At 61.7% G+C, this 15,584-nt stretch carries 11 protein-coding genes; 6 read left to right on the forward strand and 5 right to left on the reverse strand.

Translation table 11 applies throughout. The annotated features are described in order from the left end of the window. Window positions 1-58: 58 nt before the first annotated feature. Together ACK6D9_RS06500 and ACK6D9_RS06505 are read right to left on the reverse strand one after the other, a co-directional pair. Complete coding sequence (locus ACK6D9_RS06500; RefSeq protein WP_412051065.1) at window positions 59-1,855, reverse strand: acyl-CoA dehydrogenase C-terminal domain-containing protein; 1,797 nt, start codon at window positions 1,853-1,855, stop codon at window positions 59-61. 420 nt (window positions 1,856-2,275) lie between these two features. Further along, window positions 2,276-2,677: a MerR family DNA-binding transcriptional regulator gene (locus ACK6D9_RS06505; protein ID WP_322988101.1), complete on the reverse strand. Its 402-nt coding sequence runs from the start codon at window positions 2,675-2,677 to the stop codon at window positions 2,276-2,278. A 333-nt stretch (window positions 2,678-3,010) separates the two neighbouring features. Between ACK6D9_RS06505 and ACK6D9_RS06510 the strand changes: the two genes are divergently transcribed. The 3 genes from ACK6D9_RS06510 (at window position 3,011) to ACK6D9_RS06520 (ending at window position 8,954) form a co-directional block, all read left to right on the forward strand. Continuing rightward, on the forward strand, window positions 3,011-6,940 hold the full coding sequence (locus ACK6D9_RS06510) for a peptidoglycan-binding protein (RefSeq protein ID WP_412051066.1): 3,930 nt from the start codon (window positions 3,011-3,013) through the stop codon (window positions 6,938-6,940). Window positions 6,941-7,221: 281 nt separating this feature from the next. Continuing rightward, entirely contained in the window at window positions 7,222-8,148 is a 927-nt protein-coding gene (locus ACK6D9_RS06515; protein WP_412051067.1) for a sulfite exporter TauE/SafE family protein, read from the forward strand. Next, on the forward strand, window positions 8,148-8,954 hold the full coding sequence (locus ACK6D9_RS06520) for a TIGR02186 family protein (RefSeq protein WP_322988091.1): 807 nt from the start codon (window positions 8,148-8,150) through the stop codon (window positions 8,952-8,954). The genes ACK6D9_RS06515 and ACK6D9_RS06520 overlap by 1 nt, the downstream gene beginning before the upstream one ends. A gap of 72 nt (window positions 8,955-9,026) precedes the next feature. Here ACK6D9_RS06520 and pdeM read toward each other — a convergent pair whose 3' ends face one another. Beyond that, window positions 9,027-9,755: a ligase-associated DNA damage response endonuclease PdeM gene (pdeM, locus tag ACK6D9_RS06525; protein WP_322988090.1), complete on the reverse strand. Its 729-nt coding sequence runs from the start codon at window positions 9,753-9,755 to the stop codon at window positions 9,027-9,029. Between the two features lie 11 nt (window positions 9,756-9,766). Beyond that, complete coding sequence (locus ACK6D9_RS06530; RefSeq protein WP_412051068.1) at window positions 9,767-12,304, reverse strand: ligase-associated DNA damage response DEXH box helicase; 2,538 nt, start codon at window positions 12,302-12,304, stop codon at window positions 9,767-9,769. A 130-nt stretch (window positions 12,305-12,434) separates the two neighbouring features. Here ACK6D9_RS06530 and ACK6D9_RS06535 point away from each other — a divergent pair, with 130 nt between their 5' ends. Next, a complete protein-coding gene (locus tag ACK6D9_RS06535; RefSeq protein ID WP_412051069.1) occupies window positions 12,435-12,935 on the forward strand; it encodes an Rrf2 family transcriptional regulator in 501 nt (166 codons plus the stop codon). Between the two features lie 28 nt (window positions 12,936-12,963). Continuing rightward, the gene (locus tag ACK6D9_RS06540) at window positions 12,964-13,425 is read left to right on the forward strand and encodes a carboxymuconolactone decarboxylase family protein (RefSeq protein ID WP_412051070.1); all 462 of its coding nucleotides are present in this window, start codon (window positions 12,964-12,966) and stop codon (window positions 13,423-13,425) included. Window positions 13,426-13,461: 36 nt separating this feature from the next. On the opposite strand, the gene ACK6D9_RS06545 is transcribed toward ACK6D9_RS06540, so the two are convergent. Then, window positions 13,462-14,466 (reverse strand): methyltransferase domain-containing protein, encoded by a 1,005-nt coding sequence (locus ACK6D9_RS06545; RefSeq protein WP_412051071.1) that lies wholly within the window; start codon window positions 14,464-14,466, stop codon window positions 13,462-13,464. Between the two features lie 106 nt (window positions 14,467-14,572). Between ACK6D9_RS06545 and ACK6D9_RS06550 the strand changes: the two genes are divergently transcribed. Further along, on the forward strand, window positions 14,573-15,583 hold the full coding sequence (locus ACK6D9_RS06550; protein ID WP_412051754.1) for a ligase-associated DNA damage response exonuclease: 1,011 nt from the start codon (window positions 14,573-14,575) through the stop codon (window positions 15,581-15,583). Window position 15,584 lies beyond the last annotated feature (1 nt).

Here is a 15,584-nt window from a genome sequence, read left to right on the forward strand (position 1 = left end):
GTCCGCCCGGCGATACGCTCAATTCAGTTCGCGAACTTGGTCAAACCAAGACCACAGTTCAAAACGCCTCTGCGGCCAGTTCCATCATGGTGTCGGCGCCAGTCTCGATGCGAGCCTTGCGCAACGCCGTCTCCGGCATGATCCGCTCCATGTAGAATTTGCCGACCAGCAGCTTGGAGGCGAGGAATTCCTCCTTGCCATCGGCGCCGCTGGCACGTTTTTCGACAGCTGCCTTGGCCATCAGCGCCCACATGTATCCGAGCGACACCAGACCAAACAGGTGCATGTAATCGGTCGAGGCAGCACCCGCATTGTCGGGCTTTGCCATGGCGTTCTCCATCAGCCACATGGTCGAGGCCTGCAGATCACCAAGCCCCTTCTTGAGCGCCTTGGTATAAAGCGTCAGGTCCTCGTTTTCGCGGTTCTCCTCGCAGAAATCGCCGACTTCCTTGAAGAAGGCCATCACCGCGCGGCCGCCATTCTGGCCCAGCTTGCGGCCGACCAGATCAAGCGCCTGGATACCGTTGGCACCTTCATAGATCATGGCGATGCGGGCATCGCGGACATACTGGCTCATGCCCCATTCCTCGATATAGCCATGGCCGCCAAACATCTGCTGCGCCATCACAGCATGATCGAAGCCCTTGTCGGTGAGCACGCCCTTGACCACCGGCGTCACCAAAGTGAGCAGGTCGTCGGCTTCCTGAACGTCGCTTTCGACTTCCGACTTGTGGGCGACATCGGACTTCAAGGCAGTCCACAGCATGAAGGCACGACCGGCTTCATTGAAGGCGCGGATGGTCAGCAGCGTGCGGCGCACGTCAGGGTGGACGATGATCGGATCGGCCTTCTTGTCCGGGAACTTGGGGCCGGAAAGCGACCGGCCCTGCAGCCGTTCCCGCGCGTAAGCTACGGCATTCTGATAGGCGATCTCGCCCATCGCCTGACCTTGCAGGCCAACGCCGAGGCGCGCCTCGTTCATCATCACGAACATGGCCTTGAGACCGGCATTTTCAGCACCGATCAGATAGCCGGTGGCGTCGTCGTAGTTCATCACGCAAGTGGCGTTGCCGTGGATACCCATCTTCTCTTCGAGAGAGCCGCAGGTCACCGGGTTGCGCTCTCCGAGTGCGCCATCTTCGCCGACCATGAATTTGGGTACGATGAACAGCGAGATGCCCTTCACGCCTTCCGGAGCGCCCTCGATGCGGGCCAGAACCAGATGGATGATATTGTCGGACATGTCGTGTTCGCCGGCCGAGATGAAGATTTTCTGGCCGGAAATCTTGTAGCTGCCGTCTGCCTGCGGCACTGCCTTGGTGCGCAACAGGCCCAGATCGGTGCCGCAATGCGGTTCGGTCAGGTTCATGGTTCCGGTCCAGACACCCTCGATCATCTTGGGAAGGTAGGTGGCCTTCTGCTCGTCTGTACCGTGTTCATTGATCGCGGCAACGGCGCCCTGAGTCAGGCCGGGATACATCAACAGCGAAAGGTTGGCCGAGATCATGTATTCCGAAACGGCAGTGTGCAGCGTGTAGGGCAGGCCCTGACCGCCATATTCGGTGGGCGCCGCAAGGCCGAGCCAGCCGCCTTCGCAATATTGCTTGTAAGCCTGCTTGAAGCCCTTCGGTGTCGATACGGTCCCATCGTCATGCCGGGTGCAGCCTTCCTGATCGCCGACCTGGTTGAGCGGCTGCATCACTTCTTCGGAAATCCGCGCGCCTTCCTGCAGAATGGCCTCGACAATGTCCGGGCTTGCATCGGCAAAGCCGGGCAAATTCATGTAGCGCTCATAGCCGAGCACATCGTTGAGAATGAAAAGTGTGTCGTCGACCGGCGCCTTGAAGACTGGCATGTTTCATCATCCCTATTTGGTCCGTTTATCGCCGCAAGCGTGGTAGCCCGGCGACCATCCCACTGCTTACTCAATTTTGACGTTTGCGTAAACGTAAAAAGTGGGGGCAGAACCGGCTCAAGCGACATCATGACCCAAAAATAGGTCGAAATCGGATGTTTTTCAGGAGGGGCGACGCAAAATAGTTGAAAAAATGCCCGATCACATTTCTTCTCGCGAAGAGAAAACCCGTGCCTTACGTTCGCTCCATGGCGCCTTTGGTAACAAAAAACCGCCTTTCGGGCGGGTTTGGTCGGGGCTTTAATTGCGGAGCACTTTATAAAGCCCTGCATTTAACGGTCCGCGTCACGTCCGTCTCAGTATTTTGATCGCATGAAGCTAGGGTCGCACCCAAATCAATATATCTGAGCGCAACATGGATTAGTTGGATTCTTTGAGCATGTCCCTGACCACGGCAATCGTGCGTTCAAGCTCTTCGATTGCGGTATGTATGCTGTCGCGCTGCGCCTCCAGGACGCGCATCTGCGCTTCGCCCTTGTCGAGCGCCACCTTGAGCTGGGTGATGTTCTTGCCGCGCGGATCATACAGGTCGATCATCCGCTTGACCTCGGTCAGCGAAAAGCCGACCCGCTTGCCAAGCATGATCAGTTTCAGGCGGGCGCGGTCGCGTTTGGTGAACAGCCGGGTGACGCCGGCACGGGTCGGCTTGAGCAGGCCCTTGTCCTCGTAAAATCTCAAGGTCCGCAATGTGACCCCGAATTCCTGGGCCAGGTCGCCAATCTTGTAGACCGGTTCATCCTGGTCCGCGCTGGTATCCGCCATGTCATTCATTGTGGATCAATATTGCCATTTACGGGTTTCACCGAATGCGAGGGAGGCTGTGTGCCATTAAACCTTCCGTATCGTCAAGTCGCGTTACTTTTGATGGGGTGGCGGCAAAGAAAAGTAACCTTGGTTAACGGGTTGTTTACCACGTTTCGCGGAATGTGGGCAGGAAGTGCAGTAAGCCAGGCTCCCCTGTTTCGCGTAATCGCCGGATTGAAGTCTGTTTCATCTGAAGCAGGGCATTCATGCCAGCGGACTGAAAATCGGAATTGGATTGGCTGCGGACGGGGTGGAGCAAGGCTCCGACAACAACGCGAAGCGGAAACGAAAATGAACGGATCGCGATCACATTCAAGCAGGCCAGGTTCGGGAGAATCCTCACTGGATGCGCTCAACCGGACTATCGAGGGCCTGGAAGCGCGAATTGAGGACTTGCTTGGCCGCAACGGCCAGTCGGTCAAGGCTACGCGTTCGTCACCGCCTGGCCCCGGATCCGACATGCTCGACGGCATCCGTGCCCGGCAGCGGGCGCTGGAGAACATCCAGCGCGGCCCGGCCCATTCGGCCGTCAAACCCCAGGCGCCGAATTTCTTTGCTCAACAGCCAGCCGCTGCGGCGGCACCGGCCCGGCCCGCCGCACCAGCCCCCGCGCCGCGCGCCGATCTCAGTGAGGCTCTTGTCAAGGAAATGGTGGCGCTGCGCCGCGAGATGAGCGAATTGCGCACCGAAGCCCGTGACCAGGCGTTGCCGCAGGATTTGCGCCGGGATCTGGCCGGCATTTCCGCATCGATCGACGCGCTCGGCGCCCAGGACTCCGGCGCGGACTCGCTTCGGCTGGAACTCGATTCGATGCGGTCGATGATCGACCGGTTGGCGCGCGAAGACAGCGTTCAGTCGCTGGAATCGCGCTGGCAGTCGATGGAAAAGCAGGTCAGTGGTCTCGATGTCGGCGGTCTGCGCGACGAACTGGTCAATCTGGCCTACCGTCTCGACGACATCCGCGAAGCTCTGGCCACAATGCCGGCAACCGGCCAGGTACAGGCGATCGAAGACAAGATTGCCGAACTTGCGCAAGCCATTGAGATCATGACCACGCGACCGGCTGAGTTCGGCGCCGAGTTGCCGCAGCTGTTTGATCAGCTCGGCGCGCGCCTTGACGAAATCACCCGAGCAATTGCTGCGATACCTGCGCCGCCCGCTCCCGTGGTCGACACCGCGCCGTTTGACCGTCTGGAGGCGCGGCTCGCCTCGGTTGCCCAGAAGATCGATCAGCTTCAGCTCGAACCGGCCGACACTACATCCGATATCGGCAGTCGCATCGAGCATCTGGCCGCCCGTGTTGCCGAACTGGCCGATGAGGAAGCCATCGCCCGCCTCGACGCCCGGATAGAACGTCTGCAGACCCTCGTCGAAGACGGTGCGCGCGGCGATCGGATGCCGGAATTATCGGGATATCTGTCGGATATCTCCAGCAAGATCGAGGCGCTTGACGCCCGCGGCGTTGACCCCTCCGTACTCGCCCGTCTGGACAATCTTGCCGACCAGATCGAGAACTTCTCGGCCGCGCCGCATCAGCCGGTCGCTGTGCCCGAAGCCGTCATCGGCCGGCTTGAAGCATTGATCGGGCGTGCGGAAGCCACTGCTTCGCGCTCTGTCGACCCCTTGCCTGGTCTCGAGACGTTGGACGCGCGCCTGGCCGATATTGCCGCCAAGCTGCAGCAGGCCGAAGTCACCGCCGCCGGCTATGCCATGCAACCGGCAAGCGGTCTGGCAAATGTCGAGGCGCAACTCGCCGAGATCTCCGCCCGTCTTGACCGCGCGCCGGTCGAACAGGCACAGGTCACCATTCCCGGCATCGAGAACCTCGAGGCCCGGCTCGCCGATATTGCCGACCGTCTGGACATGTCGAGCACTGCCGCCGCTGGCCCCAGTGACGAGGCCATCCGCGGCCTTGAAGACCAGATCGCCAATTTGTCACGGCTGGTCAGTTCCGCCCCGGCGAGCGCTGCTTCGGAAGCCTTTGACGAACGCTTCGCCTCCATCGAAGAACACCTAGCCACCAGCGATGAGTTCATTGTCGAGGCGGCGCGCCAGGCCGCCGAAGCGACATTGACCGCCTATTCGGGTCAATTGGGCGCTGCTCCTTCAGCACAGTCGATTGCCAACATCGAAGTCATCACAGCGCTTGCCGATGATTTGAAGGTGCTCGAAGGCCTGAGCCGCAAGAGCGACGACCGCACCATGCGCGCCTTCGAGGCGGTGCAGGACACGCTCTTGAAAATCGCCGGCCGGCTCGAAAAGCTTGATATGAGAGAAATTTCCGGCGGTTCCGCCGGACTGGCTGGCATGCGCGACGCCGTAGCAGATGCCCGCACCTCGGTTGAGGCGGCAATGCCACATGCTTCAACCGGCGCGCTCGATCACGCGCTGCAATCAGCCGGCGGCGATACCGAAGAGGACCGCCATCACGCCGGCGCTCAGGATGAACGCGAAACCCGCGTGGCCCATTCGCCGGCCGAGGCCGCGGCTCTCGCCGCTGCCTTCGCGACCAGCGAGGAGCAGGATCAGCACTCCACCGACACCCACTATAGGGCCGACAAGGGCGACGGGAAGTCGTTCCTTTCCGGCCTGGCGGCGCGCATACGTCCCGGCAAGGAAGCGGCTGCGCCTGTCGCCGCCGAGCCGCAGTTTACCGAAACCAACACACCGCCGCTCGATCCTTCGATGGAGTTTGACCCGGCAACCGCCAATATGCCACTGGAGCCCGGTTCTGGCGCACCCGACATCAACCGGATTCTGCAAAAGGTCCGTGAGGCCCAGGCGGTTGAGCGGCAACGCGGCGGCGCTGCAGATGATGGATCGGAAAAGTCCGAGTTCCTGGCCTCTGCGCGGCGTGCGGCCATGGCTGCAGCCGCCGAAGTTGAAACCATTGGCAAGGGACGTAAAGCAGGCAAGGCCGGTGGCGGCCTGAGCGACGTGCTCAAATCTCGCCGGCGGCCGATCCTGCTGGCCGCGGGAGCGGTGTTGCTGGCGGTCATGTCATTTCCGCTGGTCTCGGGGATGTTGTCGGGTGGAGGCGATGACCAGGCCGTTGTGGAACCGGCGATTGTTGAACCGGCAGCACAGATTGAGCAATTGGCAGCCCCGCAGGGCGCCGAATCCGGACAGGCAGATCTTGTCAATCCGCAGGCGGTCGCCGAGACGCGTCTGCCTGAAGTCAGGTTGGTCGAGCCGGGCAGTGATGCTCCCGCAAGCGATACATCCGTGACCGATACGCCGGTCGCGGCAACGGAAATGGCGCCGATGACCGTTTCACCTGAAGAAACCGCTGCCATCGCGCCGACCGCTTCTCCTGCACCGGCGGTTGAGGTCGAAAGCGGTGACACCAGCGTTCTGATGGCCGAACTGGATGCATTGCCTGAAGGTGCGGCTCCGGCAGCGCTCAAGGCCGCCGCCGCCTCAGGCAATCCATTGGCCTTTTACGAAATCGGCGCGCGGTTTACTGACGGGCGCGGCGTCGCCGTTGACCTTGCGCGCGCGGCCACCTGGTATCAGCGCGCCGCAGATCTCGGCCATGCGCCGTCGCAATACCGGATTGCCAATTTCCACGAGAAGGGCAGTGGACTCGATCGTGATCTCGTCGCCGCCAAGAAGTGGTACCAGATGGCAGCCGAGCAGGGTAATGCCAGCGCTATGCACAACCTCGCGGTGCTGTATGCCACCGCCGGCGAGGCACCGGATTTTGACAACGCCGCCGAATGGTTTAGCCGCGCCGCCGATGTCGGTGTCCGTGACAGCCAGGTCAATCTGGCCATCCTCTACGCTCGTGGCGATGGGGTGACCCGCGATCTCGTCCAATCCTACAAATGGTTTGCAATCGCAGCCAATGATGGCGACAAGGATGCCGCGGTCAAGCGCGACGAAGTCTACAATGCGCTGCGGCCCGAACAGGCAGAAGCAGCGCGCGCCGCGGTTGCCAATTGGACCGCCAAGCCGATCAACCCCGAGGCAAACGCAGTCGAAGTTCCTGCGGCATGGGGCGGCGACAGTACCGAAACCGCCACCGTGGACATGGACAAGGCGGTTCGCAACATTCAGGCTATACTCAACAACAACGGTTTTGACGCCGGCAAGCCTGACGGCGTGATGGGCAAGAAAACCGTCTCGGCGATCAAGGCGTTCCAGTCGTCCGTCGGCATGGAGCCCAGCGGCGAGATCACCGATGCGCTGGTCAAGGAATTGCTGGCACGCAACGGATAGACGGGCGATAGTTCCGGTGCTCTGGCTGACCCGACGGGGCCTGATTTCAGCTTCACGCAGGCGCGTTGAAAGCTCGCGGTGCGATCTGTGATCAAGCCGGCGAGGGCTATCGTTCCTTGCCAGATTGAGCGAGATTGGCTGGTGCCGCGCAAAGATGCGTGAATACGGCCCAATTAGGCCGTAACTCATTTGACTTGCACGGTTTAAACGCGCAAAAACAAGTTCTCGGGAAGACCCCGAGATGAACTGTTTTCCCTGCCATTGGTTCCCGGGGGCGCAAGGTGAGCATCTACCTGCCGATCGCCGAACTGTCGGTCAACGTCTTCGTCATTCTCGGAATGGGCGCAGCGGTGGGTTTCCTGTCGGGGATGTTCGGCGTAGGTGGCGGTTTTCTCATCACCCCGCTCCTGATTTTTTATAACATTCCCCCGGCTGTAGCTGTCGCCACCGGCGCCAATCAGGTTGTCGCCTCCTCGATCTCGGGTGCCCTGGCGCATTTCCGGCGCGGCACGCTCGACATCAAGCTCGGGCTGGTACTTCTGTCTGGCGGTCTCGTCGGCGCGACAGTCGGTATCCAGATATTCACCATGCTGCGCCGCATGGGACAACTGGATCTGATCATTTCGCTGCTTTATGTGGTGTTTCTCGGGTCTGTTGGGGGGCTGATGCTTTGGGAGAGCGTCACTTCACTGCTCCGTGCGGCCAAGAATAATCCGGTGCCGTTGCGCAAGCCAGGCCAGCACAATTGGGTGCACCGCCTGCCGTTCAAGATGCGGTTCAAGCGTTCCAAGCTTTATCTCAGCGTCATCCCGGTGATCCTGCTCGGCTTTGCAATCGGCATCCTCACATCGGTCATGGGCGTCGGCGGCGGCTTCATCATGGTGCCAGCGATGATCTACCTGCTGCGCATCCCCACCAATGTGGTGATCGGCACCTCGCTGTTTCAGATCATCTTCGTCACCGCGTTCACCACCATCGTCCAGGCGACCATCAACTATTCCGTCGATGTCGTGCTTGCCTGGCTGTTGATGATCGCCGGGGTGATCGGCGCCCAGTATGGTGTCCGTGTCGGCCAGAAGATGCGCGGCGATCAATTGCGCGCAGGCCTGGCGCTGCTGGTTCTGGCGGTTGGCATCCGCCTTGGTTTCGGGCTGGTGCTGCCGCCCGACGAAATCTACTCGGTCGTCAGCGGGAGCTTTGGGTTCTGATGCGCGCGATGCCCCTCCTGGCCCTGTTGCCGCTTTTCGTAGTCCTGCCAGCCTCGGCACAACTGGTTGATCACACGGTTACGGTCAACGACAAGTTCAGGGAACGGATTGATATTGGCATCTCCACCAACGAGATCGCCATTTCATCGGATTTCTCCGGTGCTGACATTACCGTATTCGGTGCTATCGACGGCGCTGATGAGCTGTTGCTGGCAACCTTCGCCTACGATGTGGTTGTCGCGCTCGAGGGGCCCCGCCAATCCACCACCGTGCGCCGCAAGGAGCGGGTGGCGGGAATCTGGATCAACCGCCATTCGATCCGCTTCGAGCCGATCCCGGCTTCCTACTCGATGTCGAGCACCAGGCCGTTGCCCGATATCGCCAATCTGATGGAGCTTGGCTCCCGCGATATTGGCATCAACAATATCAGGCTGGTACCCACCGGCGGCGTCGGTGACGGATCACGGTTGACGGATTTCCGCGAGGCGCTGCGCCGCATCAAGCAAACCAGCGGGCTTTACCAGCGTGCGCCCACTGGCGTGCAGTTCATTTCCAAGGCGCTGTTTCGTGCATCGGTGCGGTTGCCGGCCAATATTCCTGTCGGCGCGCACCGGGTTCGCGCCGTGCTCTACAAGAACAATGAGTTCGTGATGGAGAAGGTGATCCCGCTCAGGGTGGTCAAGACCGGCCTCGAGCAGTTCATCTACACCATGGCCCATACCTATTCACTGGCTTACGGCATTTTCGCGGTGCTGCTGGCGACGGTGACGGGATGGCTGGGTAGCGTGATTTTCCGGAAAGATTGAGCTGGTCGCTGCTACAAGGTGGCGGGCAGAGGCAGTGGAGCGAAAGGCACCGCGGCCTGACCCAAGGCCGGATCAGCCGTTCATGCGGTTGAAAGCCACCGAATAGAGCCGTTCGCGCCCCAGAAGATGTGCCACCAATTGGCTTTGGACGAACAATCCCCGCATCGCCGGATGACGCAATTCCAGCCCGCCCGTGGTCGAGCCGAAGGCGGGCATCAACAGCCGTTTGCCATCCGAGGCGAAGCAGGCCCGGCGCACCCCCTTGCCGCGTCGAACCACGCGTGCGGTCGGGTGCAGGTGGCCGGCGATTTCGCCATCAGCTGCTCCGCGCGACGGTTCATGGCGAAACACCAGAGTGTCGATATGGAGTTCGGAGCACCAGGCCCCCTCCAGTCCAACCGGCGTGTCGGGATCGTGATTGCCCTCGATCCAGGTCCATTCACGTCCCTGCTGCAATGCTTTGAGCGCATCGCGGTAGTGATCGGGCAGGAACTGCGAGCCGACCCGGTCGTGAAAACTGTCGCCCAGGCTGATCACCATCCGCGGATTGAAGCGGGCAATCGCCTCGCCGAGCCGCGCCAGTGTCGCCGCCGTATCGTAGGGCGGCAGCATCAGCCCGCGGCGGGCAAAGGCTGCGCCCTTTTCCAGATGCAGGTCCGAGACCACCAGCACACCGCTGTTGGCCAACAACAGCACGCCCGACCGGTCGCAAAGAACCGCGGTGCCATTGACCTCGAATTCGACAGACGTCGGCATAGCATCGCCGGCCTGCGGTGTGAGCGCTGCCTTTGCGCCGTGCATGTTGGCTCCGTTCAATTGTTGCCCCGCGCTTCGGCCAGGAGGTCATCGGCCGCTTCCGCCAGGATGCTCTCATGGGCCTCGCCGACCACCGGTTCGCGCCCGATTTCGAGCATGATCGGAACCGCCAGCGGCGAGATGTGCGTGAGCGCCCGGTGCTGTATATGGCCCTTGATTCGCTTGAGCATAGCCCCGAGCCTGTGAATATCCAAAAGCCCTGCCGCCGCATCCGCACGGGTTGCCTGCAGCAGAATATGATCGGGTTCGTGGCTGCGCAGCACATCATAGATCAGGTCGGCCGACACCGTCACCTGGCGCCCGGTCTTCTCCTTGCCGGGGTGCCGCTGCTCGATCAGGCCGGAAATCACGGCGCAATTTCGAAACGTGCGCTTGAGCAGCCAGGATTCGTCGAGCCAGGCGTCGAGATCATCGCCCAGCATGTCTTCATCGAATAGCTCACTGAGGTCCAGCCGCCCGCCCGCGATCATTGCACCCAGATCCTCAAGGCCCCAGATTGCCAGTGAATAGTCGGTAGCGACAAATCCGAGTGGCCGAGCGCGCAACCGTTCCAGCCGCCGGGTCATCAGCATGCCGAGCGTCTGGTGCGCCATCCGACCTTCGAACGGATACATCACCATGAAAAACCGTTCCGCCCGGGGAAAGGTCTCGATCAGCAGATCATCGCGACCCGGCAATTGGGATACGTCCTGCTGTATCCGCAACCAGTCGGAAACCTGGGTGGGGAGCGCGCGCCATTCCTCAGGATCGGCAATCATGGCCCGCACCCGTTCGGCCAGATAGGTCGACAGCGGAAACTTGCCGCCCGCATAAGCGGGCACCTTCGGATCCTGGTCCCAGGCACGCGAAACCAGGCATTCGTTCTCGCGGATGCCCTCGAATCTGAGGATCTTGCCCGAGAACAGGAAGGTATCGCCCTGGGTCAGTGTTTCCAGAAAATACTCCTCGACCTTGCCCAGTGTCGGTCCGCCACGGCCGCTGGTCTTGCCGCTTTTCTGGCTGACCATGCGCACATTGAGCATCGCCGATTCGACGATGGTGCCGATGTTGAGCCGGTACTGCTGCGCCACCTGCGGATTGGAGATCCGCCACAGCCCGTCGGCGCGTTTGCGGATGCGTGCATAGCGCTCATAGCTCTTGAGCGCGTAACCACCGGTGGCGACGAACTCGATCACCTTGTCGAAGCGGTCACGATCAAGCGTTGAATAAGGGTCGGCGCTGGTGACCTCGCGATAGAGCTCATCGGCGCTAAACGGGGCTGCCGCAGCCATTCCAAGTACATGCTGGGCCAGTACATCAAGCGCACCCGCGCCGGCAGACGGGGTGTCCTGGGCGCCGTCATAATTGGCGTCGATAGCGGCCTGGCACTCGAGCACCTCGAACCGGTTCGATGGCGTCAGGATCGCTCGGCTCGGCTCGTCCATGCGGTGGTTGGCGCGGCCGATGCGCTGTGCCAGCCGGCTTGCACCCTTGGGAGCGCCGACATGGATGACGAGATCGACATCGCCCCAGTCGATCCCCAGATCGAGCGTCGAAGTGGCAACCACCGCGCGGAGCTCATTACGCCCCATTGCCGCTTCCACCCGCCGCCGCTGGCTGGTGTCGAGCGAGCCGTGATGCAGCGCGATCGGCAGGCTGTCATCGTTGATGGCCCACAGTTCCTGGAACAACCGCTCGGCCTGGCTGCGGGTGTTGACGAAGATCAGCGTGGTGCGGTGATCCTTGATGGTGGCGTAGATATCAGGCACCGCATAGCGCGCCGAATGGCCTGACCAGGGAATCCGCTCGGCGGTGTCGAGAATGGTGATGATCGGGCTGGCCCCGCCTTCGACGGTGATCAGGCCAGCCAGATCTTCGCCGCCGGGCGGTTGCGGCACCAGCCAGCGTTGCAGTTCCATCGGATCGGCCACGGTGGCCGACAGACCGATGCTGCGCAGCCCGGGCGCCAGCCGCCTCAGCCGCGCCAGCGCCAGCGACAGCAGGTGGCCGCGCTTGGAAGCCGAAAGCGAATGCAACTCGTCGAAAATCACAAAACGCAGATCCTTGAACAGCCGTTCGGCGTGGCCACTGGCAATCAGCAACGACACCTGTTCGGGCGTGGTCAGCAGGATGTCCGGCGGATGGATGCGCTGCCGGGCGCGTTTGGATTGTGGCGTGTCGCCGGTGCGGGTCTCGATCCGGATCGGCAGCCCCATTTCCTCGACCGGCCGAGCCAGGTTGCGTTCGATATCGACCGCCAGTGCCTTCAGCGGCGAAATGTAGAGCGTGTGCAGCGACTGCCCCTGCGCACTTCCGGGCTTGGGCTTGCCGCGTGCCGTTAGCTCGGTCAGGCTCGGCAAGAACCCCGCCAGCGTCTTGCCGGCTCCCGTCGGTGCGATCAGCAGCATCGAGCGCCCGGCAGAGGTTGCGGCCAGCAGGTCGAGTTGGTGCGCCCGCGGCCGCCAGCCACGACTGGCGAACCAGCCGAGGAACGGCTCGGGCAGTTCGAAACCCGGAGAGTCTGTGGGAGGCGCGGATTCGGCTTTCACATCCATCAATGTAGTTCAGGCCTGCTGACAGTCCAAGCATACGCATGATGATCGGCTCAATTTGTCAGGAGAACAGCCTCTGTTGACAGATTTTTCGAATCGTGGATAAATTATATCCACAATAAGGAGCGGCGATATGAAACTGAGTGACGGCGTCGAGCAAGCGATACACAGCGTGACCATACTGGCCGGGCTTGAAGACGGCGCCGTGCTGTCGGCGGCAAGCCTGGCTGAGTTTCATGGCGTGTCGACAAGCTATCTGCTCAAACATTTGCAGGCGCTGTCGGGCGCCGGCATTCTGGCAACTGTGCCCGGCCCGAAGGGCGGTTACCGCCTGGCCCGGGCGCCTAATTCCATCAGCCTGCTCGACATCGTGCTAGCTGTCGAGGGGCCTGCACCCGCTTTTCGGTGCAACGAAATCAGGCAGCGCGGGCCAAATCCCCTGCCGTCACGTTATTTCACCGCCCCCTGCGGTATCAACGCCGCCATGCTCAAGGCAGAGAAGGCCTACCGGGCCGAACTCGCCCAGGTGACCGTGGCCGGCCTGATCGCCCAACTCGGCGAATTGGACGACGGCGGAATTGCTGCCCGCGGTTGCGCTTTTTTAGACCTTCATCAACGCAGATCGGCCCGCTGAGGCCAGCATCAATGAAAAGGAGATAATCATGCATCCTCGTCTTGATTTCTACAAAGCCTCTCCCGAGGCGCTCAAGGCCGTCGTCCAGCTTGAGAATTATGTCCAGAATTCCGGACTTGATCGCCGCTTCATCAATCTGATCAAGCTGCGCGCGTCGATCATCAATGGCTGCGCCTATTGCGTCGACATGCACGTCAAGGAATCCCGTCACGATGGGCTGAGTGAACAGTGGATCAACCTGATGAGTGTCTGGCGGGAAGCGGGTGTCTACAATACCGCCGAACGTGCCTTGCTTGGCTGGGTCGACGCGGTGACGAATATCGCCCAGACCGGCATTCCTGACAGTGATTTTGAAGCGCTCAAGGCCCATTTCAGCGACGAGGAAATCATGAAGATCACCGTGGCCATCAGCACGATTAATACCTGGAACCGGCTTGCTGTGGGCTTTCGCAGCCCGCATCCCATCGATCAGCCCGCTGCGGCTGCCTGACGGCGATTTGCGCAGGCCGCATTGCTGCCATGAATCCTAGTTGAGAGCTATGGTCAGCGGTGTTGCCCGCGTTGCAGCAGCGATTTTGGTGCTCATGGCTGCGCTTGCGCCGGGGCGTTTGCGGGCCACGGCCAGCAGGCCGGTGATAATGTCGGCGCCATCGCGCCGGATTGGCTCACGTGACAGCTTGAGCAGATCCAGACCGTGCTGGTCGAGTAGCCGCCGCACGTAAGGCTCGCCATGGCAATAACGAAGCGATGGTTGCAGCAGCCAGTCGCAGCCCTCGGAGCCGGCTTCCAGAGAGAAGGCCAGCAATCCACCGCCCGCTGTCAGTTTCGTGGCGACGGCCATCACCGGGTTGAGATCGCCGAAATAGGCAAACACGTCAGCGGCGGCCACAAGATCGGCCTGCACGGCGCCTGCCTGGCGCGCGGCGGCGATGCCGTAGAGGATATCGGCCTGGGCGAGATGGTCATAGACGGCCTTGCCGCTGGCTTTCGACAGCATGCCCTGTGACAGATCATACCCTTCCAGCCAGGACGTCCGATGCCGGATCTGCTCACCGAACAACCCGGTGCCGCACCCCAGGTCGATCACCTCGGCAAATTGTGCGCGTTCCCCCGCCACCTCGCCAAGCAGCGCAGTCAAAAGCTCCGGCACGCGGTAATCGAGGTTTTCGACAAGCGCCGTATCGAAGCGGTCGGAGTAGCCGTCAAACAGCGCTTCGACATATTCGGAAGGCGGCAGCGGCGGCATTTCCGCCTGTCCGGTCAGCGACAGTTTCAGCCCCGCGCCGAATATATCGACCGGCGAAAGCGCCAGCACTTTGCGCCAGGCATCGGCGGCGCCTTTGAGGTCGCCGGCGGCTTCGCGATAGTTGCCCAGGTTGTGCCAGCCCGCGGCCCAGACCGGCGCCAGTGCCAGCGCCTGGGTCTGCATGTCGATCGCAGCCACATGATCACCGCCCTCGGCATACAGATGAGCGTAGTGGGCGCGGCGATCGGCAGTCAGATCGCCCGAGGACAGCTGGAACGTGGTCATTGTGAAACCGGAAATTTTTTGTGGTGATGTCGCCTATGGTGCCGCACGCAGCAAAACGCAAGCTCTTTCACACCGGCCTCCACCGCCCTACCTTGCCCATATGACCATGCGTCCGGAACAATTACTCATCCCCCGCCGTGAAGGGCTTTATTGCCCTCCCGGCGATTTTTTCATCGATCCCGTGCGCGGCGTCGACCGCGCACTGATCACCCATGGCCATGCTGATCACGCCCGTGCCGGCCACGGCCACGTGCTGGCAACCGCCGAAACGCTCGACATCATGGCAATCCGCTATGGCGACGATCACGCCGGCGCCACGCAAGGTGCGGGAATCGGCGAACAAATCCGCATCAACGATGTCACGGTGCGATTTCATCCCGCCGGCCACGTGCTCGGCTCGGCGCAGATCTCGGTGGAGAAGGACGGCCTTCGCATTGTCGCATCGGGCGATTACAAGCCGCGACCCGACCCGACCTGTGCCGCTTTCGAGCCGGTGCCCTGCGATGTCTTCATCACCGAGGCAACCTTTGCGCTGCCGGTGTTTCGCCACCCCGAAGCCACGGGCGAAATCGCCCGACTGTTGCGTTCGCTTGCCCGAAACCCGGAGCGGGCGCATCTCGTCGGGGTCTATTCGCTCGGCAAGGCGCAGCGGGTGATCCGGCTGATCCGCGATGCCGGCTACCAGCAACCGCTCTACATCCACGGCGCGTTGCAAAAGCTGTGCGATTATTACGAAAGCCAGGGCATTGCCCTGGGCGAGTTGCGCCCGGCTACCGTTGAAGCCAGCGCCAAGGGCGATTTTGCCGGCGCCATCGTGCTCGGTCCACCTTCGGCCTTTGCCGACAAATGGGCGCGACGATTTCCCGATCCGCTGATCAGCTTTGCTTCCGGCTGGATGCAGGTTCGCGCCCGCGCCCGCCAGCGCGGCGTGGAACTGCCGCTGGTGATCTCCGATCATGCCGATTGGGATGAACTGGCGCAAACCATTGAGGCCATGTCGCCGGCGGAAGTCTGGGTCACCCATGGCCGCGAGGAAGCTTTGGTGCGCTGGTGTCAGATGCAGGGCATCGCCGCCCGGCCATTGCACCTGGTCGGCTATGAAGACGAGGGCGATTGAC

Origin of the sequence: Hoeflea sp. Naph1, assembly GCF_046837775.1 — a bacterium.
Lineage (GTDB): Bacteria > Pseudomonadota > Alphaproteobacteria > Rhizobiales > Rhizobiaceae > Hoeflea.

Bases quoted from the DNA above. Each gene is read 5' to 3' on its own strand.
- ACK6D9_RS06500 (WP_412051065.1), bottom strand. From the start codon at position 1,855: ATGCCAGTCTTCAAGGCGCCGGTCGACGACACACTTTTCATTCTCAAC.
- ACK6D9_RS06505 (WP_322988101.1), bottom strand. From the start codon at position 2,677: ATGGCGGATACCAGCGCGGACCAGGATGAACCGGTCTACAAGATTGGC.
- ACK6D9_RS06510 (WP_412051066.1), top strand. From the start codon at position 3,011: ATGAACGGATCGCGATCACATTCAAGCAGGCCAGGTTCGGGAGAATCC.
- ACK6D9_RS06520 (WP_322988091.1), top strand. From the start codon at position 8,148: ATGCGCGCGATGCCCCTCCTGGCCCTGTTGCCGCTTTTCGTAGTCCTG.
- pdeM (WP_322988090.1), bottom strand. From the start codon at position 9,755: ATGCACGGCGCAAAGGCAGCGCTCACACCGCAGGCCGGCGATGCTATG.
- ACK6D9_RS06530 (WP_412051068.1), bottom strand. From the start codon at position 12,304: ATGGATGTGAAAGCCGAATCCGCGCCTCCCACAGACTCTCCGGGTTTC.
- ACK6D9_RS06535 (WP_412051069.1), top strand. From the start codon at position 12,435: ATGAAACTGAGTGACGGCGTCGAGCAAGCGATACACAGCGTGACCATA.
- ACK6D9_RS06540 (WP_412051070.1), top strand. From the start codon at position 12,964: ATGCATCCTCGTCTTGATTTCTACAAAGCCTCTCCCGAGGCGCTCAAG.
- ACK6D9_RS06545 (WP_412051071.1), bottom strand. From the start codon at position 14,466: ATGACCACGTTCCAGCTGTCCTCGGGCGATCTGACTGCCGATCGCCGC.
- ACK6D9_RS06550 (WP_412051754.1), top strand. From the start codon at position 14,573: ATGCGTCCGGAACAATTACTCATCCCCCGCCGTGAAGGGCTTTATTGC.